The sequence below is a fragment of the Flavobacterium piscisymbiosum genome (assembly GCF_020905295.1).
GTDB lineage: Bacteria > Bacteroidota > Bacteroidia > Flavobacteriales > Flavobacteriaceae > Flavobacterium > Flavobacterium piscisymbiosum.
This window is the reverse complement of record NZ_JAJJMM010000001.1, coordinates 6,402,380-6,425,094: the sequence shown is the minus strand read 5'-3', so window position 1 is coordinate 6,425,094 and position 22,715 is coordinate 6,402,380. Positions and strand designations below refer to the sequence as shown.

At 34.3% G+C, this 22,715-nt stretch carries 20 protein-coding genes; 5 read left to right on the top strand and 15 right to left on the bottom strand.

Annotated features, from left to right (window positions below):
• Nucleotides 1–371: 371 nt before the first annotated feature.
• The 7 genes from LNP81_RS27010 to LNP81_RS26980 form a co-directional block, all read right to left on the bottom strand.
• Nucleotides 372–1,412 (bottom strand): cytochrome-c peroxidase, encoded by a 1,041-nt coding sequence (locus tag LNP81_RS27010; protein WP_230040754.1) that lies wholly within the window; start codon nt 1,410–1,412, stop codon nt 372–374.
• 275 nt (nt 1,413–1,687) lie between these two features.
• Complete coding sequence (locus LNP81_RS27005) at nt 1,688–2,491, bottom strand: MbnP family protein (RefSeq protein WP_230040752.1); 804 nt, start codon at nt 2,489–2,491, stop codon at nt 1,688–1,690.
• Between the two features lie 107 nt (nt 2,492–2,598).
• Nucleotides 2,599–3,036: a hypothetical protein gene (locus LNP81_RS27000; RefSeq protein WP_230040750.1), complete on the bottom strand. Its 438-nt coding sequence runs from the start codon at nt 3,034–3,036 to the stop codon at nt 2,599–2,601.
• A gap of 227 nt (nt 3,037–3,263) precedes the next feature.
• Nucleotides 3,264–6,605, bottom strand: a complete 3,342-nt coding sequence (gene secA / locus LNP81_RS26995) for a preprotein translocase subunit SecA (RefSeq protein WP_230040748.1) — start codon at nt 6,603–6,605, stop codon at nt 3,264–3,266.
• An 87-nt stretch (nt 6,606–6,692) separates the two neighbouring features.
• The gene (locus LNP81_RS26990) at nt 6,693–6,914 is read right to left on the bottom strand and encodes a DUF2795 domain-containing protein (protein ID WP_007138072.1); all 222 of its coding nucleotides are present in this window, start codon (nt 6,912–6,914) and stop codon (nt 6,693–6,695) included.
• Between the two features lie 277 nt (nt 6,915–7,191).
• Nucleotides 7,192–7,761, bottom strand: a complete 570-nt coding sequence (locus LNP81_RS26985; RefSeq protein WP_194617607.1) for a cob(I)yrinic acid a,c-diamide adenosyltransferase — start codon at nt 7,759–7,761, stop codon at nt 7,192–7,194.
• Nucleotides 7,762–7,941: 180 nt separating this feature from the next.
• Nucleotides 7,942–8,628: an ABC transporter ATP-binding protein gene (locus LNP81_RS26980; RefSeq protein WP_230040746.1), complete on the bottom strand. Its 687-nt coding sequence runs from the start codon at nt 8,626–8,628 to the stop codon at nt 7,942–7,944.
• A gap of 309 nt (nt 8,629–8,937) precedes the next feature.
• Between LNP81_RS26980 and LNP81_RS26975 the strand changes: the two genes are divergently transcribed.
• Complete coding sequence (locus LNP81_RS26975; protein ID WP_230040744.1) at nt 8,938–9,597, top strand: DUF6565 domain-containing protein; 660 nt, start codon at nt 8,938–8,940, stop codon at nt 9,595–9,597.
• Nucleotides 9,598–9,651: 54 nt separating this feature from the next.
• On the opposite strand, the gene LNP81_RS26970 is transcribed toward LNP81_RS26975, so the two are convergent.
• Entirely contained in the window at nt 9,652–10,443 is a 792-nt protein-coding gene (locus LNP81_RS26970) for an O-methyltransferase (RefSeq protein ID WP_230040742.1), read from the bottom strand.
• 152 nt (nt 10,444–10,595) lie between these two features.
• On the opposite strand from LNP81_RS26970, the gene LNP81_RS26965 reads away from it, so the two are divergent.
• The gene (locus LNP81_RS26965) at nt 10,596–12,146 is read left to right on the top strand and encodes an SDR family NAD(P)-dependent oxidoreductase (protein WP_428979546.1); all 1,551 of its coding nucleotides are present in this window, start codon (nt 10,596–10,598) and stop codon (nt 12,144–12,146) included.
• 97 nt (nt 12,147–12,243) lie between these two features.
• On the opposite strand, the gene LNP81_RS26960 is transcribed toward LNP81_RS26965, so the two are convergent.
• The 5 genes from LNP81_RS26960 to LNP81_RS26940 form a co-directional block, all read right to left on the bottom strand.
• On the bottom strand, nt 12,244–12,786 hold the full coding sequence (locus LNP81_RS26960; protein WP_230040738.1) for a DUF4564 domain-containing protein: 543 nt from the start codon (nt 12,784–12,786) through the stop codon (nt 12,244–12,246).
• Between the two features lie 230 nt (nt 12,787–13,016).
• Nucleotides 13,017–13,472, bottom strand: coding sequence for an FKBP-type peptidyl-prolyl cis-trans isomerase (locus LNP81_RS26955; protein ID WP_230040736.1), 456 nt, complete (start codon nt 13,470–13,472; stop codon nt 13,017–13,019).
• A gap of 73 nt (nt 13,473–13,545) precedes the next feature.
• Entirely contained in the window at nt 13,546–13,914 is a 369-nt protein-coding gene (locus LNP81_RS26950; RefSeq protein WP_230040734.1) for a four helix bundle protein, read from the bottom strand.
• Nucleotides 13,915–14,022: 108 nt separating this feature from the next.
• Nucleotides 14,023–15,885, bottom strand: a complete 1,863-nt coding sequence (locus tag LNP81_RS26945; RefSeq protein ID WP_230040732.1) for an ABC-F family ATP-binding cassette domain-containing protein — start codon at nt 15,883–15,885, stop codon at nt 14,023–14,025.
• A 90-nt stretch (nt 15,886–15,975) separates the two neighbouring features.
• Nucleotides 15,976–16,941, bottom strand: coding sequence for a T9SS C-terminal target domain-containing protein (locus tag LNP81_RS26940; protein ID WP_230040730.1), 966 nt, complete (start codon nt 16,939–16,941; stop codon nt 15,976–15,978).
• 144 nt (nt 16,942–17,085) lie between these two features.
• Here LNP81_RS26940 and LNP81_RS26935 point away from each other — a divergent pair, with 144 nt between their 5' ends.
• The gene (locus LNP81_RS26935; protein WP_230040729.1) at nt 17,086–18,504 is read left to right on the top strand and encodes an undecaprenyl-phosphate glucose phosphotransferase; all 1,419 of its coding nucleotides are present in this window, start codon (nt 17,086–17,088) and stop codon (nt 18,502–18,504) included.
• A 9-nt stretch (nt 18,505–18,513) separates the two neighbouring features.
• Here LNP81_RS26935 and LNP81_RS26930 read toward each other — a convergent pair whose 3' ends face one another.
• Nucleotides 18,514–19,251, bottom strand: a complete 738-nt coding sequence (locus LNP81_RS26930) for a tyrosine-protein phosphatase (RefSeq protein WP_230040728.1) — start codon at nt 19,249–19,251, stop codon at nt 18,514–18,516.
• Between the two features lie 115 nt (nt 19,252–19,366).
• Here LNP81_RS26930 and LNP81_RS26925 point away from each other — a divergent pair, with 115 nt between their 5' ends.
• Nucleotides 19,367–20,557, top strand: a complete 1,191-nt coding sequence (locus LNP81_RS26925; protein WP_230040727.1) for a DUF5009 domain-containing protein — start codon at nt 19,367–19,369, stop codon at nt 20,555–20,557.
• A 229-nt stretch (nt 20,558–20,786) separates the two neighbouring features.
• Here LNP81_RS26925 and LNP81_RS26920 read toward each other — a convergent pair whose 3' ends face one another.
• The gene (locus LNP81_RS26920; protein ID WP_230040726.1) at nt 20,787–21,374 is read right to left on the bottom strand and encodes a hypothetical protein; all 588 of its coding nucleotides are present in this window, start codon (nt 21,372–21,374) and stop codon (nt 20,787–20,789) included.
• Nucleotides 21,375–21,515: 141 nt separating this feature from the next.
• Between LNP81_RS26920 and LNP81_RS26915 the strand changes: the two genes are divergently transcribed.
• Nucleotides 21,516–22,697, top strand: coding sequence for a BamA/TamA family outer membrane protein (locus LNP81_RS26915; protein WP_230040725.1), 1,182 nt, complete (start codon nt 21,516–21,518; stop codon nt 22,695–22,697).
• Nucleotides 22,698–22,715: the final 18 nt, after the last annotated feature.

Sequence of the window (22,715 nt, the reverse complement as noted above, 5' to 3'; positions counted from 1 at the left end):
TTATAAACCCAAGAAAAATTAGGTCTTTTTTCAAAAAGGCTTTCCACTGCAATCGGGGCTAGGACTCCGGTTTTCATTATGTATTTTGTTTTTTTGACATTCTTGATAACACAATCTTGTCATTTCGACGGAGGAGAAATCTCCGTAAGTAACTCTGCGACGAGAATTCAATTTTTGTCGAGCTTCTCGCGAAGATTTCTCCTCCGTCGAAATGACAACTTTGGTGATATACTTCATCAAAATGCTCACCTATTTTATTGAAATCTGTTTTTTTCTACATAGTAAGCTATGTGTATTTTAAATAAGTGAAACGCCTTCTTTTAAATTTTAATCTATGTTTCTATGTGTTAGAAATAATTTACACAAACGTGTTAATATTCAGAGAAACGTTTATCTTTTAAATATTCATTATCCGTCAACGTTTTCAGGAAAGCTATGATTTGTTTTTTATCCGTATCAGAAAGCGAAATTCCAAATTTTCCATTCTGTTTTAATATAGGATCCAGCGTTGCCGAGTTTTCTATACCGCTTGCATAATGATCCAAAACACCTTCGAGAGTTCCAAATCTTCCGTCGTGCATATAAGGTCCTGAAACCTCTACATTACGCAAACTTGGCACTTTAAATTTGTAATAATCACTCGCCAGTTCTGTAACTTTATAACGACCAACATCATTTACCATTGGGTTTACAGCCAAACCATTATTTCTAAACGAATTGTCGGTTTGTAAATCGGTTGCGTGGCAAGAAGCGCATTTTGATTTAAACAAATCGTAACCCGCCAACTCGTCTGATGTTAAAGTTCCGCCTGTTTCATTACGTCGGTATTTGTCAAATTTTGAATTGGAGGAAACTACCATCACCATAAATTGCGAAAGTGCTTTTAGCATATTTTCGGTTGTAATGGCGCCATCGTCAAAAGCTAGCCCAAATAATTTTTGATATTCTTTGTCGGCTTTCATCATTTTCAAAATAGCGTTCAAATTTCCGTTCATTTCGATAATGCTCGTCAACGGAATTATAGGCTGCAAGTCCAAATGATCTGCAGCTCCGTCGTACATAAATGTAGTTTGATACGCCAGATTCTGAATCGATGGCGTGTTTCTTGTTCCTTGGGCATTATCTACGCCATGACTTACTGTGTGTCCGTGATGCGTAAAAGCGTTGGCTTGTATGTGGCAAAACCCGCAGGAAACTACTCCATCAGACGCTAAACGCCCATCGTAGAATAGTTTTTTGCCCAGTTCAAAGCCTTTTTCTGTTGGCGGATTCAGTGCAATATTGTACGCTAAAGCAGGAAAGTTTGACGGAACAGTAAATTCCAACGGAATATTTACATATTCATCTTCCTCACTAGAGCAACTCCATAACAACGGAATCATCAGCCATAGAAAATATTTTATTTTCAGCATGATTTTTTATTTATAAAGAACAATCCGATTTATTTTTTTGCCACGGCTCGAGCGTTAGCGAACAGGCGAAGCAATTGCACGAATTTGCACAAATTACAATGGCATTAAAATTTCTTTGTGTGTTGCTCTTTGGTTTATTAGAAGCACAAAATTTCTCGTTTAGCCCCGATAGGAGCGATATCCTTTTTTGTCCGCCGCGGCGGACAAAAAAGATATAGTGGATAGCGGGACGTTATTTCTGGTGAACCGAAATTTTTGTGCTCCTTAAAATAAATTTAGTCGTTGTGTACGTGATCTACTTTAAACATAGCGCTGATGTTTTGCGTAATCAACAGTAAGTTGGCTCCGCCCATAATCATGGCACCCATTCCGCCTGCGTTGTTATCAGAAAGTTTGATTTTGTTTTTGCCGTCGATAATTTTAGAAAGATCTGTAATAATATGAACGGCAGGAGTGATGTTATCGCGAACCAAAGCTTTTGTTGGCAGGTCTACGGTTACTTCGGTATAATTATAGTCGGTTCCGGTTTTTCCGGTGTGAATCATAAAAGGAGTTGGTGTGGTAACAGTTGCAGAGGTAAAAGTTCCTTCGAGAGCAAAGAATTTATATCCTGCAGCCCATGACCACAGCATTCCTGCATCATCTGCCTGAGCCAAAAAATCGCCTTGTCCGGCCGCGCCTAATTTCCATTGTTCTTCGTCGACTCCAATGCCAAATTTTACTTTTACGTAATCTCCTGCAGGAATATCTGTTAGTTTAAACTGTTGTCCGGCAGCAGTAGATTCGTCTGCGATAAAATAGCTTTTGCTTTTAGGGTAGGTAAAAGTAGTTCCGTCAGCTTTTGTAAGTACAACGTTGCTAACAATATATTTTACAAGACTAATTTTTAGTACTTCGTTGTTTGAAGTGGTGTTGCCTTGTGTGTTTAAAATTAGGTCGTTGGCGCCAAAAGCATTGTCGAATTTTAAAGTAATATTTCCGTTTCTTGAAGTTGTTTCGTTGTTATCGTCGTTTGAACATGAAACTAGTGATACAGCAATTGCAACAATAGCAAATGCTTTGTATAAAGTATTTTTCATTTTATGAATTTTATATAATTTAAATTTAAAATGTGCGTAAGCACTGTTTCGTTGTTTTATGAACAACGAAAAATCATCTCAATACAATTGAAATTTGATTTTAAAAATTATATAAAATAGGATGGAGGACGAAAAGTAGTTGTCGCAACAGCAATAGGTTTTTGATCTAAAACAGCAAAAAGTTTTGCTTTAGATTCTATTGGACTCACTAATTTGAATTCGTTTGTAATTGTATTTTGAATGTAAACAATCTCTACTTTTTCTTTTAGATTGTTTTGCATTTTCTTTTCGTTGTCGGCGTATTTTTTTAAACTTTTTTGAAGTTCACATCGACCGTTACAGGAATTAAAAAGCATTTTGCGTTGTACACAAATGGTTTTCGAAATTTCATCCTGATTTAATTTGAAAGAGGTATAAACAAAGAAACTGCCAAAGGATGGCACCAGAAGCATACAGGAAAGTACTATGATAATAAACTTCTTCAAGATTTGATTTCGTTGTTTCGGGAGCAAAAATACATTTTTATTATTATTAAATGCGAGCATTTTTGTGACTTTGTGAAAAAAAACAAAACAGAAAATAAAACCGTACCATGGTGTGAGACATTTTTTTTGAATAGCCTCCGGCTTTAGCTGGAGTTTAGATATAGAATATATAAATGGCTTTAGCCAAATTTAAAATGTCTAAAATTTGGCTAAAGCCTGGTATGGATCAAAAAAAAACCTCCAGCTAAAGCTGGAGGCTATTCAATTTATTATTTTAGAAAAAAATATTATTTAACAAGAACCCAAGCGCCAGAAGCGATTAAAGTTTCGGCTTTTTTAAATTTCATTTCTTCCGTTCTGCCTGTTGCAACTTCCTGAACTGTAACAGTATCATTACGATTGATTTTCGGCATGTCTCTTACGATAGTTTCCGTAACCTGACGTTGTTGTGTTTCTCCAGCTTCGCGGTTGATGTCTTCGCTGTTTACAATTTCGTCTTTGCTTAATTTGAAGTTTTCTTTTTGACGAACTTCTTTTGCTTCGTGAATTTCAGGAACGTTTTGAGCTGGTAAATCACCTTTGAATAAGAATGAAATAACTTCTTTGTTTACGTTGTCTAACATTCCTCTAAACAAATTAAATGCTTCTAATTTGTAAATAAGCAATGGATCTTTTTGTTCGTGAACGGCCAATTGAACAGATTGTTTCAATTCGTCCATTTTACGTAAGTGTTTTTTCCAGGCTTCATCAACAATCGATAAAGTGATGTTTTTCTCGAAATCAGCAATTAACTGAGCACCTTGGCTATCATACGCTTTTTTAAGATCTGTTACAACATTCAAAGTCTTGATTCCATCAGTAAACGGAACTACGATACGCTCGAATTGGTTGTTTGGCTCTTCGTAAACTCCCTGAATAATTGGGTAAGCTTCTCTGGCGCTTCTTTCTGTTTTTTCAGTGTAGAAAGCCAAAGCTTCTTTGTATACTTTTCCTGTAACTTCAATATCTGATAATCTTGTAAAATCTGCTTCAGAAATTGGAGATGTAATTCCGAAATAACGAATTAAATCAAAATCAAATGTTTTGAAATCATTTGCTAATTTATTGTTGCTTACGATCAATTCGCAAGTATCATAAAGCATATTCGCGATATCCAGTTTCAAACGCTCACCAAACAAGGCGTGACGACGACGTTTGTAAACTACTTCACGTTGAGAGTTCATAACGTCATCATACTCTAATAAACGTTTACGAACACCAAAGTTGTTTTCTTCTACTTTTTTCTGAGCACGCTCGATAGATTTGGTCATCATAGAATGCTGAATCACTTCACCTTCCTGAAGTCCCATTCTGTCCATAACTTTAGCAACTCTTTCAGAACCAAATAAACGCATTAGGTTATCTTCAAGAGAAACATAGAATTGAGAACTTCCCGGATCTCCCTGACGTCCTGCACGACCACGTAACTGTCTGTCTACACGACGAGAATCATGACGTTCTGTACCCACGATTGCTAAACCTCCGGCAGCTTTTACTTCTGGAGATAATTTAATATCGGTACCACGACCAGCCATGTTGGTTGCAATAGTTACAACTCCGGCTTTACCTGCTTCCTCTACAATTTGTGCCTCTTGTTTGTGCATTTTAGCATTCAAAACGTTATGCGTAACGCCTCTCATTTTCAACATTCGGCTTAATAATTCTGAAATCTCTACAGATGTTGTTCCAATCAATACTGGTCTTCCTGCGTTTGATAATTCAGTAACATCTTCGATTACAGCGTTGAATTTCTCACGTGTTGTTTTGTAGATGTAATCTTCTTTGTCTTGTCTTGAAATCGGACGGTTGGTTGGAATCTCCACCACGTCTAATTTATAAATCTGCCATAACTCTCCAGCTTCTGTAACCGCTGTACCTGTCATACCGCCTAATTTGCTGTACATTCTGAAGTAGTTCTGTAATGTAACGGTTGCAAAAGTTTGTGTAGCAGCTTCGATTTTTACATTTTCTTTTGCTTCGATAGCCTGGTGTAATCCATCAGAATAACGACGACCATCCATGATACGACCAGTTTGCTCATCAACAATCATAATTTTGTTGTCCATGATCACGTATTCTACATCTTTTTCAAAAAGAGCATACGCTTTTAAAAGTTGAGTAAGAGTATGAATACGCTCGCTTTTTACTCCAAAATCCTGGAATAACCTTTCTTTAGCTTCAGCTTCACCGTCTTTATCCAGTTTTTGTTTTTCGATCGCTGCAATTTCAGTCCCGATATCCGGAAGTACGAAAAAGTCAGGATCTGTATCTCCAGAAAGGTATTGAATACCATTATCAGTCAATTCAACCTGATTGTTTTTTTCTTCAATTACAAAATATAAAGCTTCATCCACTTTATGCATTTCGCGATTGTTGTCCTGCATGTATTGATTTTCGGTTTTTTGAAGCAATTGCTTGATTCCTTCTTCACTCAAAAATTTAATTAATGCTTTGTTTTTAGGTAAACTTCTGTAAGCTCTCAATAATAAGAATCCACCTTCTTTAGTGTTTCCTTCTTTGATTAATTTTTTAGCCTCAGCTAAGAAACCATTCGCTAACTGACGTTGTTGTGCTACTAAGTTTTCGATTTTTGGTTTCAACTCATTAAATTCATGACGATCTCCCTGAGGAACCGGTCCTGAAATAATAAGTGGCGTTCTTGCATCATCAATTAATACAGAATCGACCTCATCGACAATAGCGTAATTATGTTTTCTTTGCACTAAATCTCCAGGAGAGTGTGCCATGTTATCTCTTAAGTAGTCAAAACCAAATTCGTTGTTGGTTCCGTAAGTGATATCAGCATCGTATGCTTTCTTTCTTTGTTCTGTACTTGGCTGGTGATTATCGATACAATCAACAGTTAAACCGTGAAATTCGAATAAAGGCGCTTTCCATGTACTATCACGTTTTGCTAAGTAGTCATTCACTGTTACTAAGTGAACACCGTTTCCTGTCAAAGCGTTTAAGTAAAGCGGTAATGTAGCCACCAAAGTTTTACCTTCACCAGTTTGCATCTCGGCAACTTTACCTTCGTGCAATACCATACCACCAATTAACTGAACATCATAGTGAATCATGTCCCATGTAATTTCTTTTCCGGCAGCATTCCATTTGTTAGCCCAAATTGCTTTTTCACCTTCTATAGTGATATACGTTTTGTTGGCTGAAAATTCGCGGTCTTTTGGCGTTGCAGTAACTTCAATAAATGAATTGTCTTTAAAACGACGCGCTGTTTCCTTAACAACAGAAAAAGCTTCCGGAAGAATCTCCAATAAAGTTTTTTCTGAAATTTCGTATGCTTCTTTTTCAAGAGAATCGATAGCATCATAAAGATCTTCTCTTTTGTCGATGTCTTCGATGTTTTCAACTTCTGCTTTAAGTGCAGCAATTTTAGCATCTTTATCAGCTCTTGCTTCTTTTATTTTTTCTTTAAAATATGCGGTTCTGGCTCTTAATTCGTCGTGAGACAAACTCATTAAGCTGGTTTCGAATGTTTTAATTTTGTTTAAATAGGGCTGTAAAGCTTTGACATCTTTCTGTGATTTATCACCTACAAAGACTTTAATAATACTGTTTATGAAACTCATGATTTATTGTATTTCTATTTTATGTAAATGTGTATTTGAACCAAAAAAAAAGCCTCGGTGATGAGACTTTTTCCTTTGGTTTATTTTTTAATATTCATCCTCGTTCCAAAGATAATCTTCGTCTGTTGGATAATCAGGCCAAATTTCTTCCATTGATTCATATATCTCTCCTTCATCTTCGATTGATTGAAGGTTTTCTACTACTTCTAATGGAGCACCAGCTCTAATGGCGTAGTCTATAAGTTCATCTTTGTTAGCAGGCCATGGCGCATCACTTAAATAAGATGCTAATTCTAATGTCCAATACATCTGTTATCTGTTTAGTTTGTGCAAAAATAAATTTTTTACTGAAAAAGACAAGTAAATTTTGATTTATTTTAATAAAATTTAAGAACGTCTCTATTAGTATTCAGTTTTCGGTGCCAGTTTGCAGTATGAAAACTGAAAAATTGCGACTGTTTACTTCTTTTTGAATTATTCGTTTTCAATGCCAATTTACAGTATAAAACTAAAAAACTGCGACTCTTTACTTTCTTTTCAAGAATTCGCTTTTCAGTGTAAAACTGTGACTGCGGCTGTAAACTCCTTACTTCCTCGGAATCCATTTCACTTCATCCGCTTTTAAGTCTGAGGACAACTTCCGTGCCAAGACAAAAAGGTAGTCAGAAAGTCGGTTTAAGTACTTGATTGCAATTTCAGGAACCTGTTCATTATGGCTTAAATGTACTGCCAAACGCTCTGCACGACGGCAAATACAGCGTGCAATATGACAATGTGACACGGTAGGATGTCCGCCTGGCAAAACAAAATGAGTCATTTGCGGAAGACTTTCCTCCATTTTATCAATTTCGTTTTCTAATAATTCGATATCAGACTCTATGATTCCAAGGTTTTTTAACCGAAGTTCACCGTTTTTTAAAACTTCTTTTTCTGCCGGAGTGGCTAAAATAGCTCCAACGGTGAATAATCTGTCCTGAATTTCGATTAAAATAGTTTTATAATGTGCATCGATTTCCTGATCGCGAATAAGTCCTATATAAGAGTTCAATTCGTCAACAGTTCCGTAACTGTCAATACGAATGTGATCTTTAGGAACGCGCGTACCTCCAAAAAGAGCTGTTGTTCCTTTGTCTCCGGTTTTTGTATATACTTTCATTTTTTTTAGATGCTAAGGTTCTGAGGTGCTAAGATGCTAAGTTTATTTTAGACTTTAGAATTCTGATTTTAGATTGAGATGATGGATTTTTACATTTAAAATTTAGAAAACAATCTAAAATCTAAAATCAACAATCTAAAATTTCAAAGGAATCTAAAATCTAAAATCAGAAATCTAAAATTATTTACTCGTGTCACTTTCAATCAAACCATCACGCAAACGAATTACTCGATGTGCGTAGGCTGCAATATCTTCTTCGTGTGTTACCAGAATTACGGTGTTTCCCTGAGCATGAATATCGCCAAAAAGCTTCATGATTTCTACAGAAGTTTTACTGTCTAAGTTTCCGGTTGGTTCATCTGCCAAAATAATAGATGGTTTGTTTACCAAAGCGCGGGCAATGGCAACACGTTGGCGTTGACCTCCTGATAGCTGATTAGGCTGGTGATCCATTCTGTCGGCAAGATTTACTTGTTTTAGAACTTCAATCGCGCGTTCGTTGCGTTCAGATTTTGAATATCCTGCATAAATCATAGGCAATGCAACATTATCTAAAGCGGTGGTTCTCGGTAAAAGATTAAAGGTTTGAAATACAAATCCAATTTCTTTGTTTCGAATTCCGGCCAGTTCATCATCTTTCATTTGGCTCACATCTTTTCCATTTAAAACATAATGTCCGGAAGTTGGTGTATCGAGGCAACCTAATAAATTCATTAAAGTTGATTTTCCGGATCCTGACGGGCCCATTAAAGCTACGTATTCGCCTTTGTTGATTTCTAAATCTATACCCTTTAAGACATAGACGATTTCGTTACCCAATACAAAATCTCGTTTGATGTTGGTTATTTTAATTAATGGATTTGCCATTTCGATTTACAATTTTGGATTTAAAAGTACAAAACACTTTTCAATAAACGATAAGTAGCCTGAAATTGATTTTTGTTACAAAAACAACTGTTTATAAGCCTTGGCATTTTCGAAATAATACTTTTTAATATTATTATATTCCATTGAATGAAAAAGTTGTTATATGATTGTAAAATGTTTTTACATAATTATCATATTTTTTAATTTTTATTGAATTATTTTAATTTTAAATATTAAAAAAATGACAATTATTTATTTTTATTTAAAAATTTAACTATATTTGTTATCTAATCTTAAATAATCAGAATTATGAAAAACATACAATTATTATCGGGAATTGCATTAATTGCATTAGCATTTACATCTTGTAAAGATGAAAAACAGGAAAAAGCTCAAAAAACAGTCGATGCTTATGTAGCCTACGTTGATTCTGTTAAAAACGTAAAAGCCGATGATTTGAAAGCCGATTGGGCAACTGTTGAAGCTGAATATGACAGAAAAGCTGCCGAGGCTCAAACTGCACTAGCTGATCTTAAAGACAATTCTGCAGCAACAGAAAAAATAAATGAGAGTAAAGTTAAATACGAAGCGTTTAAAAATGAAATGGCTACCGTTCTTGCTCCTCCGGCTCCAAGCCCAAAACAACAATTAAGAAACGCCTTATTTGGTGAAGGAAAAATTGGAGATGATATGAATTTTGACTGGGTAAACGCTAAAAATATTCATAGTGTATACCAACAATTTGTACATACTGTAGAGGATAATAAAGATAAATATTCTCGTGAAGACTGGGATGAAGTAAAATTAATGTACGAAGCACTTGACAGCCGTAAAAATACAGTTGAAAAAGAAGGTCTTACATCTGAAGACAATAGAAAAATTGCAGGTTTGAAAGTGAAATTTGCTCCAATGTACACTCTTAACAGAATGGGAGCTAAATCTGAAGAAAACAAAGAAGCTAAAAAATAATTAAGTAAATTGAATTAGTATTAAAATGACAATCAGAAATGGTTGTCATTTTTTTTATGCCCTAATCACAAAATGTTCTTTTTCCTGCTCGTACCTAAAAAACACAAATCCCCATTGAAAAGTATCAATAGTTACAGTAACTTTTGGATGGTTTTTAATTATTTCCCACGCTTCTTCCATATCAGGAGACCAGTGAATGTCATCAAATATCCAAACAGAATCGTTTGTGATAGTGGTTAATAAAAGATCGAAATACGCTAAAGTTGCTTTTTTCGAATGATTACCATCAAAATATATCAGGTCAAAATTTTCAGTCTCAGTTTTCAGTCTCAGCTTGATGTCTTGCAGATAATTTTCAAATTCAGTTATTACCGAATCTACATTATTGAAATTGAATTTTTGAAATTGCAATTGAAATTGATTTGCTGTTTGCGGACATCCTTCGAGTGTAATTATTTTTGCTTTTGGATTTCCTAAAGCCAGAGCAGAAGTAGCTAAGCCTAATGAAGTTCCTATTTCCAGAACGTTTTTAGGCTGAAAATAATTGGTAACTCTAAAAAGTAACTCGGCACGTTTTGCTGAAATTCCTGCAGTTTTGGCTATTTTAGATATTTGTCTTCTGTTCGATTTAAAAACTTTTGATCCTGCACCAAAATCTGTTACTTCGATAAAACTTTTATTTTCTAAAAGTGTTTTTCGATAATTTTTCAGAATTGAATATTCGGGTTTTGATTTTTTATCGTAAAAACATTTCGTTAATAAATTAAATACGAATGGCGAATGTACTCCGTGTTCGTTTTTTGAATTCCAAAGGAATTTTAAATAAGATTTTATCTGAAATAGCATAGAAATAGTTACATCTGGATGCGAAGATAGTAAGATAATGATCAATAGTCAAAAGGGAAGATCTTGTTACTTTAGGTTTAAGATCTTTCAGAGTTCAAAAACACTATATTTGCGAACTTTAATTTAAGCTAATAGTAATACGTTTTTTTATGATGTTGAAGGAAGAAATAGAAGGTACAAGTAAGATATCTTCTGAAGAAATTAATCGATGCATTGCTATTTTAGCACAATTGAATACTAATACAGATCAGATATTTGATATTCCGAAAGAGCAAAGAATTGCTTTGATTAAAGAAGCAGGAATGTTTTCGCGACCTGACAGAGATGAGTTTTCCCGAAGAGTAAAAGACGGACTTCAGGCTGCCAAACGAAAAAAAGAAAAGAAAGACAAAACCGCACGTAAAGAAACCGGAATTCGTCATGCGCGTGAAGCCAGTATTTTTGTAGCGCCTAAATTATTGGCGCTAAATGATCTTGCTCATAAAGAACAATTAGAACTCGAAACTCCAAGAAATTGCTACGTTTGTAAAACAGAATTTACTAAAATGCATCACTTCTACGATACGATGTGTACCGATTGCGGTGATTTTAATTATGCTAAACGTTTCCAGACCGCTGATGTAAAAGGTCAAGTTGCCATTATTACCGGTTCGCGTTTAAAAATTGGTTATCATATTACTTTAATGCTTTTGCGTGGCGGAGCAACTGTTATTGCTACAACCCGTTTTCCGGTAGATTCGGCTTTGCGTTTTGCGAAGGAAGAGGATTTTATGGATTGGGGACATCGCTTAAAAATTCATGGTTTAGATTTAAGACATATACCAAGTGTGGAGATTTTTTGCAATTTTATTGAACAAAAATACGAACGCCTGGATATTTTAATAAATAATGCGGCTCAAACTGTGAGACGTCCGGCAGGATTTTATTCGCATTTAATGCAAAATGAAGAATTGCCAATAAGTGCATTGCCTAAACAAGCGCAGGAATTATTAGGAGATCATTTGAATTGTCTGGACGAATTAAAAATTCTGACAAGTGGCGCTTCATCCAACGAAAATATGCCGGTAACCTGGCACGGACCTGAACCCGGAATTGGTTTGCGCGCTTCGGCTCAATTATCTCAAATTCCGTATTCTTTTGATAATGCATTGGTGGCGAATGAAGTTTTTCCGGAAGGAGAACTCGATGCCGATTTACAGCAAGTCGATTTGCGTAAAACAAATAGCTGGCGTTTGCGTTTAGGGCAAATTGAAACTACAGAAATGATCGAAGTACAATTGGTAAACTCTGTTGCGCCTTTTGTATTGTGTAACCGACTTTCGGAAGTTATGAAGAAAGATAATACAGGGAAAAAACATATCATTAATGTTTCGGCAATGGAAGGGAAGTTTCATCGCTTTTTTAAAGAAGACCGTCATCCGCATACCAATATGGCAAAAGCCGCTTTGAATATGTTAACGCATACGTCATCTGGAACTTTGGCCAAACATGGTATTTTTATGAATGCTGTTGATACTGGTTGGGTAACAGATGAAGATCCTGCCGAATTGGCGAAAAAGAAACAGGAATTAGAAGATTTTCAACCTCCATTGGATATTGTCGATGGCGCTGCACGCGTTATGGATCCTTTGTTTGACGGAATCAATACAGGAAAGCATTGGTGCGGAAAGTTTCTGAAAGATTACAACCCGATTCCCTGGTAGATTTTAGTTTACAGTCCCGGTCTCAGTTTAGAGTTTAAAATGAAAAACCACAACAGAATTAAATTTTGTTGTGGTTTTTTATTGAAAGGCAAATAGATTATCTGTATATATTTACACCATTATTTGCTTGCCATTGCTGTTCAAGATATTCAGCATCTTCACTATTACGTGGGTGAACGCCTAGAACTACGTTACCATTTTTAATTCCGTCTTCATAAACTTTGGCTCTTTCTTCAGGAATTCCGGATCCTACAAGTGCTCCAATTAAACCTCCTGCAATACCACCTGCACCTGCACCAGCTAATCCTGCAGCAAGCGGACCGGCAACGATTAGTCCTAATCCCGGAATAACAAGACTAGTTCCTAAAGCAGCAACAACGCCTACAATAGCACCAATTGTTCCTCCAATGGCAGATCCTGTTCCTGCACCTTCGGCTGCTTTTGTTCCTAATTCTGAATGATCATTTTTATCAGAATAATGTTTTTTTCTGGTTTCGTCTGACATTATCAAATTGATTTCGTCTTTTGTATACCCTCTATCGTTCAAAGTGCTATAAGCTCTTTCGATACTGTCGCGATCTGAAAACATTCCAGTTAATACTTCGCGTTTTGTTCCGTCAGGATTATGTAAATTTTCCATTTTATATATATTTAAAGTATGAATTTATTTTCACTTTAACAAAGCTCGTAAAATAGATTAAGTATCATTTACACAATTTTTTAGAATCATTATATAATATAATTCTTAGTTTTATAAAAAGGATGCTGCTTTTTTATGATTATTTCATTTGTGACTATTTCGATATAAAAAGAAAAGCCACAACAAAATTGAATTCTGTTGTGGCTTTCGTATAATGTAAAGTTCTTGTTTTAGTTGTTTACTTTGATCAATTTAACATCGAAAATAAGAACTGCTCCTCCAGGAATTTTTTCTCTGCCACCGTTTCCGTAAGCAAGTCTTGAAGGAACTAAAAGAATACCGCTTCCTCCAGTCTTGAAAAAAGGAATTCCTTCTGTCCAGCCAGGTATAACTTCATATAAGTTAAAAGAAATTCCATCTGAATTACTTTGGTCGAATACAGTTCCGTTAGTAAATGTACCTCTATACGCTACAGTAACGTTTGATTTTGCAGTAGGTTGAGTTCCTGTTCCCGGAACATCAATTACATAATACAAACCAGATTCAGTTCTTTGAGCTGTTAGTTTGTTTTTTGCTATGTAATCAGTGATTTCTTTCTCGTTTTCAGCAGTATAATCTTTTTGGTCATCTTTCGAACAAGAAATAAAAAGCGTTAACGTTAATAATGAAGTTAAAAGGTATTTCATAAAATGTGGATTTTTTAAGAGCGCTAATATAATAAAGTTTTCAGTCTCAGTTTTCAGTTTTGTTTTGAGCATATTAGATACTACATCCAAATTTATTCGGATTGTTGATCATGTAATTGATAAGTTTTCCAATCTCAATATTTTTCATGTTCAGGATGTCAAATTTTTCCTGATTGATATATTCGCATTTAAATGAATATTCTAACCATACGTTAGTTTCTGAATTTTCGGCATCACTGTCAGTCAATTTACTTATAAAGTGATTTACATATCTTCTTTTTCGATATGCTTCTGCAATATTTGCTGAAACGCTTCTTGAAGAACGTCTTATCTGATCAGTTAATGAGTATTTTTCTTCTTTTGGAAAATCTTTAGAAAGTTCAAAAATTTCCATAGCAATTTCAAAAGACTTTTTATAAGCCAATAATTCTTTAAAATCCATTTCTTTCTTTTTTACAAAAATAACAAAAAGAAAGAAAAAGATTACTTTTAAGAAATTACATTTACAATATCAAACTGAAAACTGCCACTGAGACTGAAAACTAAAAAACTAACCTTCAATTTTAGCAGAAAGCTCGAACCAACGTTCTTCTTTCTGATCTATTTTATTGATAATGTTTTGTAATTCGTTTGCTTTTTTCTCGATATCAGCATCTGCTACTTTTCCGTCAGAGAATAATTGTTCGATCTTCGTTTTGTCGATTTCAAGATCTTTAATTTCTCTTTCTAGTTTTTGATATTCTTTTTGCTCGTTGAAAGTTAGGTTTCCTGTTGGATTGTTTTGTTTCCAGTCTTTCTTTTCTGCTTTGTTTTCTTCTTTTTGAGCAACATCGGCACTGTCTTCGTAAGCTCTGAAATCTGAATAGTTTCCAGGGAAATTTTCAATTACTCCTTGCCCTCTAAATATAAATAGATGATCGACAATTTTATCCATAAAATAACGGTCGTGAGAAACTACTAATAAACATCCCGGATAATCTAAAAGGAAACTTTCAAGAACGTTTAGCGTAACAATATCCAAATCGTTTGTTGGCTCATCCAGAATTAAAAAGTTAGGATTCTGAATTAAAACCGTACATAAATACAAACGTTTTAATTCTCCACCACTTAATTTTTCTACAAAGTCATATTGTTTTTTAGCATCAAAAAGAAAACGCTCCAGCAATTGTGAAGCCGAAATCATTCTTCCTTTTGAAAGAGGAATAAATTCTCCGTATTCTTTAATAATATCAATTACACGTTGTCCCGGTTTTGGATTGATTCCGGATTGTGTATAATAACCAATTTTTATTGTTTCACCTTTTACCACGCGGCCGCTATCTAACGGAAGTGTTCCGGTTAAAAGATTCAGGAAAGTAGATTTTCCGGTTCCGTTTTTACCAATAATACCAATACGTTCTCCACGCTGAAAATCAAAACTAAAGTTATCCAGAATAACATGATCCTTGAATTTTTTCGAAATTTTGTGAAGCTCGATAATCTTGCTTCCCATACGTTCCATATTAATTTCAAGTTCGACCTTGTTTTCGCGACGACGACTTTGCGCTTTTTCTTTAATTACATAAAAATCATCCTGACGCGATTTAGATTTTGTCGTTCTCGCTTTTGGCTGGCGGCGCATCCATTCTAATTCTTTAGTAAATAGATTTTTTGCTTTGTCAACGCTGGCGTTTTCAGAATTAATTCTTTCTTCTTTTTTCTCTAAATAATAAGAGTAATTTCCTTTGTATTGGTATAATTTTCCGTTGTCCAATTCGATGATTTCATTACAAACACGCTCCAGAAAGAAACGGTCGTGCGTAACCATAAACAACGTAATGTTTTCTTTGGCAAAATAGCTTTCAAGCCATTCGATCATTTCAAGATCAAGGTGGTTGGTAGGCTCATCCAGAATCAATAAATCAGGGCGATTGATTAGGATAATCGCCAATGAAAGACGCTTTTTTTGTCCACCCGAAAGATTTTTTACTTTTAGTTTAAAATCTTCCAGTTTTAATTTGAAAAGAATTTGCTTGTATTGCGTTTCAAAATCCCACGCATTATGTTGGTCCATTCCGTCAAAAGCTTTTTGATAGGCTTCTTCGTCATCTGGATTTTCAAGCGCTTTTTCGTATTTTTCAATTACTTTTAAAGTCTCATTATCTGAGGCGAAAATACTTTCTTCGATAGTCAGTTCTTCCTGCAAATTGTTGTTTTGCGATAAAAAAGCCATTTTAATACCTTTTCTTAAAACTACCTGACCAGTATCTGGTTCGTCTAAACCGTTAATAATGCTCATAATGGTTGTTTTTCCAGAACCATTTTTGGCAATAAAAGCAATTTTTTGGTCTTTATTGATTCCAAATGAAATGTTGTCAAAAAGCGTTTTTTCGCCAAACGACTTCGATATATTTTCTACAGATAAGTAATTCACTATAAACTGGTGTTATAAATTATAAGTTAAGAATGTTTTGCAAAACATAACTTTTTTGCAAAAGTAAACTTTTATATCGCTATTTGCGAATTATTTATGGAGATAGGAATTTAGAACAGGACTTAAATCAATGCGATGAATTTGCTGCGGAACATTAATAATAGGTTTTCGAACCAAAGATTCATTGGTTAAGTAATAATGCAAGCCATCTTGAGTCGCGATTCCTTCTATTTGAAGAATGGGAAATTTAATAGTCATCCTTCGTTTGTTTCCAGATAAAAAATCATTGTTTTTATAATTGTATAAAAGATATAAAAATGGTTTTCCAATTTTAGAATAACCACAAAGCACTACGAGTTTTTTTGATTCTAAATAAGTAGCGCCCGTTACCAAACCTTTAGTGTCAAGCGTATGTTTTAGTTGTGCAACGTGATCGCCGGATTGATTGGGTAAAACATACATACTGGTTTTAGAAGAGCTCCATTGTTTGGTAAACAAATAAATACTGTCTTTTGAAACGATAAAGGCTTCACAATCAAAATTGGTTGTATTTGGTTTTTTAGCAGATAAATTAGCTTGATCCGAATATCGAAATGAAATGTTTTCAATAATTGGATTTCCTTTTAAAAAAGATTTTTTTTCAATTTTCAGAATATTCAAATCTGTTCTGTTTCCCGATGCGTTATTCCCGAAATCCCCAATATATAAATGAGTACTGTCCTGAGAAATCTCTTCCCAATCATGGTTTACTACTTTGTCTAATACAATCTTTTTCCTGATTTTGCCCAAAGAATCTAATCCATAGATCGTTTTGTCGTGATCGTCATTGTGCGTCCATAATAAAGTATAGAAAGCAATTAATCCTGAAGTTTCATGAATAGAATCGCTTAGTTTGATAGAGTATTCTGGTTTTATTTTGAAATTTTTATACAAGCAGCTTCCATCATTTACTGTTGCATGGGGATTATAATTTTTAGAAAGAGGATCTGTACAACCCCTAATTTGTGCATAACCCGATGAAAAAATCAGGCAGAAGAATAAAATCGTTTTTATCATGGTCTGCAATATTAAATTTGCATAACATAAAAGTAAAGTTTTAAAGAATAGCTTTAAATACTATTGAAAAATATAATTAAAATGGTATTTTGCGGTGCTGATTCATCAGATTTTTATTTAATATTTGTAGGTATAATTCCCAGTATGAAAATTTTACAAAGACTGTCACATTACCGTTTTTCACGCTATTTTAAACTTTTGTTTGTTTTAGTGGATGTGGTATTGTTAAATGTCGCTACAATACTTTCTGCGTTGGCCCGATTTGGCAGTTTAGACAAACTTTTATCTAAAGAAGAAAGGACAGTTTCCTTATTGGCAATTTTAATCTGGGTAGCATTATTACTTCAAAATGATTCTAACCGAAGTATACGGGTTGAGCCTGTAGAATCGATATTGATAAGAACCATAAAAAAGCTAATCATTCATGCCGCTTTAATATCTATTTTTGTCGTTTACCTAAAATATACTGATATCTCGAGACTCAGATTGGCTTATTTTTATCTAATTTTCTTCGGATTATTGATGATTTCCCGTTATTTATCAATGAAACTTTTAAAATATATTAGGGCAAAAGGCTATAATTTTAAAACTTTTATTGTGGTAGGAGCCAATCCGTCAGGAGAAAAAATCCGAAAAATATTAGCCAAAGATTTAACGTACGGATATCGTTTTTTAGGTTTTTTTGATGAAGAGATCGATGACAAAATTGTAGATCCAAAATTGGTTTTAGGAAAATTTGATGCCATTCAGGAATTTGTTCTCGAAAAGAAGATCGATGAAATGTATGTCGCCTTACACATTGACAATATTGAAGTAATCAACGAATTGACAAGGATTTGTGAACAAAACATGGTGCGAATCAAGTTTATTCCTGATTTTCAGCTTTACACAAAATCAAGTAAAGTCGAGGTTGCTTTTTATGAAAATACGCCTGTATTAATGTTTAGGACAGAACCTTTGGAGTTTCCAGTAAACAGGCTTGTAAAAAAAGTATTCGATATTTGTTTTTCGGCTTCTGTAATTTTATTGGTTTTTCCGTGGCTGTTTCCAATTATAATGCTGATAATTAAATTAGAGTCGCCGGGACCAATCTTTTTTAAACAAGAACGTTCAGGCCGTGATAATCGATCTTTTATGTGTTTTAAATTCAGAAGCATGTATGTAAACGGTTTAGCGCATAGAAAACAAGCCGAAAAAGGAGATAGCCGTATTACTAAATTTGGTTCTTTTATTCGTAAAACAAGTATTGATGAACTGCCGCAATTTTTTAATGTTTTATTGGGCGATATGTCTATAGTAGGGCCAAGGCCGCACATGGTAAATCTGGCAAAAGAATATAGTGATTTGATTAATAATTATCTGGTTCGCCAATATGCCAAACCCGGAATTACAGGCTGGGCGCAGGTTAATGGTTTTCGAGGCGAAACAAAAGTATTAAGCGATATGGAAAGCAGAGTGGAATTTGATATTTGGTATATCGAAAATTGGAGTTTGGTACTGGATATAAAGATTATCATAAAAACAGTCATCAATATATTCAAAGGCGAAGAAAACGCGTACTAATACCGTTTATCAGAATTTAAAAAACTGATTATTACTAATTACTTCTTTTAGATTAGAAATACTTTCAACTTTTATCTTTTCATTAAAAGAAGCAATGTGTTTCATATGATGTACATCAGTTCCTGCAAAGTCATACATTCCTTTTTTAAGCAGTTCTTCTGCAATTCTGGTTATTCTTTCTCCATAATAGCCTACTGTAGAAAGCAAATTCAGCTGAAACAAACATCCTGCTTTTTTCAGCTTTTCATATTCACTAAAGTCTTTTCGGTAATATAAATAACGTTCAGGATGTGCCAGAACCGGAATATATCGGGCAACTTGCAACTCAAAAAGTGTTTTGTATAAATGCATAGGAGCGCTCTGGTAGGATATTTCGACCAATACATAATTATCTTTTAAGGTCAGCAGTTTTTCGGTTTTAAAATGACTTTCAAACCAATCATCCATAAAATATTCGGCTGCAGCCTGAAAAGGAATTTTGACATTGCTTTCTTCCAGCAAAAGCTTAGTTTCCTTGTGCTTTTCGATAATAATTTCCGAAGTATTATTCCATATATAATGACTTATATGAGACGTAGTAATAACTTGAGAAATTCCAATTTCCTGAAATGCCCTGATAAGTTTTGCGGTGTCAGTTATGGTTTTAGCACCATCATCAATTCCCGGTAGTAAATGCGAATGAATGTCGACATAATGATCAGAAAGAAGATCTTTTAAAACGGGTTTTGATTTTAAGAAGGATAGCATGTTGCAAAAGTATAGAAATGGAAAGAATTTGTTATGGTTATTTTTTAATGTAACAAATGTAACCGAACATTTCAGAATTATATTATATTTGAAATTGCTATAAACCTACTATTTTATGAAAATTAAAGAAAATTTATACAATCAAAGGATTATTTCTATTGATGCTTTACGCGGAATTACAATTTTTGTTATGATTTTTGTAAATGAGTTAGCCAGTATTTCAAATGTTCCGCAATGGATGAAACACATGCCGGCTGATGCTGATGCGATGACTTTTGTAGATGTTGTTTTTCCTGCTTTTTTATTTATTGTAGGAATGTCGGTTCCGTTTGCTTTTAATGCGCGATTGCTCAAAGGAGATAGCGCCAAAACAATCTGGACACATACTTTGAAAAGAGCTTTAGCCTTAATTATCATTGGTGTTTTTATGGTCAACGCAGAATATGGTTATGATGCTGCAAAAATGATTATTGCACCAGTTTTCTGGGCGCTTTTAGCTTATGCAATGCCAATCCCGATTTGGAATAAATACGGTAAAGATTTTCCGGTTTGGTTAAAAAACACCTTACAATATGGCGCAATGTTAGTTCTGGTTGCATTATATTTTTTATATGTTCAGGATACGGGCGAAATCGGAATGACACCAAAATGGTGGGGAATTCTGGGTTTAATAGGTTGGGCATATCTTTTTACAGTAGTATATTATTGGATTGTTTCCGGAAATTTATGGGCAATGATTGCTTTTTTAGTAGTTTGCGTAGCAGCAAATACAATGAATTTAACCGAAGGATCTTTTATACAGCAAACTTCCTGGTTGAGTTTTATTGCCGGACATCTCACGCATGCTGCATTAGTTTCGGCAGGAGTAGTAATTTCGTTATTGTTTTTTGATCGAAAAGTAACTGCCAAAATCAATTGGGCAGTAATAGGTTTTGCTGTTTTATTTTTTGTAACAGGATATTTGTTAAGACCTTATTTTGGAATTTCAAAAATAAAAGGAACTCCATCCTGGACGATGTTTTCTGCAACAATTTGTACGGTATTATTCTATTTTTTGTATTGGTTAATGGAGATCAAAAAGATTACCAAATGGAGTAATTTCTTTATGCCGGCAGCAGCAAATCCGTTATTGATTTATATTTTGCCTGGCGTGATCTATTATTTCTGCAAAGCTTTTAATATTCATATTATTCCGGGATATTTCCGTGTAGGAGTTCCGGGAATTATCTGGGCATTGGTATTTTCGACGATTATGTTGTTTGTAGTGAAATTATGTAATAAGTATAAAATTCAATTGCATTTGTAATGAGAATTTAACTGCAAAGAGCGCTAAGATTTACGCTAAGTTTTTTATACTCGCAAAGTCGCGAAGACGCAAAGTTTATTTCGACATTGAGTTTGTATAAATGCTAAGTTCGCAAAGCGATAAACACAAAGCTTTGCGAACTTAGCGTTTTTATTAAACCTTCATAATTAAAAAAACTTAGCGCTCTTTGCAGTTAAATTCTCATTTCAACCTGAAACTTGAAACAACTCTACCTAATCATAACTGATTTTATTTCTAAAAATGCTCCCGAAACCGGATTGTAATTCACAAAATTGAATTTGCATAAATTGTGAACGTTTAAAAGTTTTCCGTCTGGCAATCCGTCTTGCTTAAAATCAGACCACGGAATTTTTACGGTTGTAAATTTTTTAGGAGAAGCTTTTAAATCAACTCGCGGATGCGAACCTCCATGCACACAACCTGTTCCTTCGTTATTACCTTCGCGGGCTTGTAGTTTTATCAAATGAGAAGATTTATAAGTGATGCTCACAAATTTAGATTGGTTAGATAAATTTGTCGGAGCGCCATCGTTCGAATTAGAATCTGTAATCAGGACATTTAATTCAATTTCACCAACCGGATTATCTTTTGCTGTTACTTTAATAGTGCCTTTTTCCTGACGAACACGATTAATAGTTTCCTGATTTTCTAAAGCTGGCCCGGCAATATACCATGTTGAGGTTTTGACTAAATTTTTATCTGAATCTTTTTCAATAGAAACAAATCCAGATATGAAAAGAACTAGTGCCAGAAGTAAAAGCAAGGATTTAATCTTAACAGGCATTTTGTTTTTCATGGAAATGAAATTAGTATTCAAACTCAAAAATATGCTTTTTTATAATCTGTTAGAATTTTCTTTTATTATTATTTCTAAAATAGCTTCTGTTTTAAAATTAATTTTAAATTTGTAAGAAGTTGTTTCTTAAAGTTTTACGAAATGAAAAATCTAAAATCTCTTACAGTTTTGTTTTTCTTTTTCCTGATGCCTTTTTGTTATTCGCAAAATGATTCAATCGCGAACAGTAAAAAAGATATTTTAGATGTTTTGTATAGACTCTTTCATAAAAATGATTCACTTCGAATAAATTCTGATAAAAAAGTTGCTTTTTCGCTGCTTCCTGTTCCTATAGATGCAAATAAAAATGCGGGATTAGTGGTTTCGTTTCTTACGACTTTTTATCTGGGAGACAGCAATACCACGAAAATGTCTCAGGTTACTTTTTCGCCTTATTTTAGTTTTACCAAACAGTATGTTTTTCCTGTTCAATCCTATATTTATACCAAAGACAACAACTGGAATTTTATTGGAGATTATCGTTTTATGATTTATCCGCAGGATACTTACGGATTGGGAGGCCATAATACTGACAAAGAAATGTCGACTCTGGATTATCAACAATGGCGTTTTTATCAATTTGCAACCCGAAAAATTATTGGAGATTTTCGGCTGGGATTAGGATTCTTGTATGATAATTATCAAAATATTTCTGAAGAATCTTATATTGATGATGAAACCGATTATGTGAAGTATATGAATGGAGATTTCTCTGATGAAACCTCTTTTGGAGTGGCCGTTCAGGCTTTGTACGATTCCAGAAAAAATAACGTAAATCCAGAACAAGGTCTATACGTCGAAGCTGATTACAGAATTAATACCAGTGGAGTAGAGGGCGAAAAATGGAAATCGTTTTATTTTGATGCCAGAAAATACCATTCTTTTAGCAAATACAAACACAGGGTTTTGGCTTACAGAGCTTTTTATTGGTCTACTTTTGGCGGAAAACCACATTATCTTGACTTGCCAAGTATTGGCTGGGACCGCGATGGAAAAACAGGTCGGGGTTTTACCAGAAACAGATTCCGTAGTAATGCATTGCTTTATTTTGAAAGCGAATACCGAACCGATATCTCTAAAAACGGATTTTGGGGAGCTGTGTTTTTTGCTAATCTTTCTTCGGTTTCTAAGTTAGATACTTATGATTTCAAAAAATGGAATCCCGCTATTGGTACAGGGTTACGAATCAAATGGAACAAGCAAAACAATAGTAATCTCGTTCTGGATTTTGGTGTAAGTAAAAACGATTGGTCATTGCGATTGGGTTTGGCCGAAAATTTCTAACTTTCCAAAAAATCAATC

Coding starts and splice junctions, on each gene's coding strand:
- LNP81_RS26930 (WP_230040728.1), bottom strand. CDS start 19,251: ATGCTATCCTTCTTAAAATCAAAACCCGTTTTAAAAGATCTTCTTTCT.
- LNP81_RS27005 (WP_230040752.1), bottom strand. CDS start 2,491: ATGAAAAATACTTTATACAAAGCATTTGCTATTGTTGCAATTGCTGTA.
- LNP81_RS26990 (WP_007138072.1), bottom strand. CDS start 6,914: ATGTATTGGACATTAGAATTAGCATCTTATTTAAGTGATGCGCCATGG.
- LNP81_RS27010 (WP_230040754.1), bottom strand. CDS start 1,412: ATGCTGAAAATAAAATATTTTCTATGGCTGATGATTCCGTTGTTATGG.
- LNP81_RS26985 (WP_194617607.1), bottom strand. CDS start 7,761: ATGAAAGTATATACAAAAACCGGAGACAAAGGAACAACAGCTCTTTTT.
- LNP81_RS26965 (WP_428979546.1), top strand. CDS start 10,596: ATGTTGAAGGAAGAAATAGAAGGTACAAGTAAGATATCTTCTGAAGAA.
- LNP81_RS26940 (WP_230040730.1), bottom strand. CDS start 16,941: ATGATAAAAACGATTTTATTCTTCTGCCTGATTTTTTCATCGGGTTAT.
- LNP81_RS26935 (WP_230040729.1), top strand. CDS start 17,086: ATGAAAATTTTACAAAGACTGTCACATTACCGTTTTTCACGCTATTTT.
- LNP81_RS26975 (WP_230040744.1), top strand. CDS start 8,938: ATGAAAAACATACAATTATTATCGGGAATTGCATTAATTGCATTAGCA.
- LNP81_RS26980 (WP_230040746.1), bottom strand. CDS start 8,628: ATGGCAAATCCATTAATTAAAATAACCAACATCAAACGAGATTTTGTA.
- LNP81_RS26950 (WP_230040734.1), bottom strand. CDS start 13,914: ATGGATTTTAAAGAATTATTGGCTTATAAAAAGTCTTTTGAAATTGCT.
- LNP81_RS26925 (WP_230040727.1), top strand. CDS start 19,367: ATGAAAATTAAAGAAAATTTATACAATCAAAGGATTATTTCTATTGAT.
- LNP81_RS26920 (WP_230040726.1), bottom strand. CDS start 21,374: ATGAAAAACAAAATGCCTGTTAAGATTAAATCCTTGCTTTTACTTCTG.
- LNP81_RS27000 (WP_230040750.1), bottom strand. CDS start 3,036: ATGCTCGCATTTAATAATAATAAAAATGTATTTTTGCTCCCGAAACAA.
- LNP81_RS26970 (WP_230040742.1), bottom strand. CDS start 10,443: ATGCTATTTCAGATAAAATCTTATTTAAAATTCCTTTGGAATTCAAAA.
- secA (WP_230040748.1), bottom strand. CDS start 6,605: ATGAGTTTCATAAACAGTATTATTAAAGTCTTTGTAGGTGATAAATCA.
- LNP81_RS26955 (WP_230040736.1), bottom strand. CDS start 13,472: ATGAAATACCTTTTAACTTCATTATTAACGTTAACGCTTTTTATTTCT.
- LNP81_RS26915 (WP_230040725.1), top strand. CDS start 21,516: ATGAAAAATCTAAAATCTCTTACAGTTTTGTTTTTCTTTTTCCTGATG.
- LNP81_RS26960 (WP_230040738.1), bottom strand. CDS start 12,786: ATGGAAAATTTACATAATCCTGACGGAACAAAACGCGAAGTATTAACT.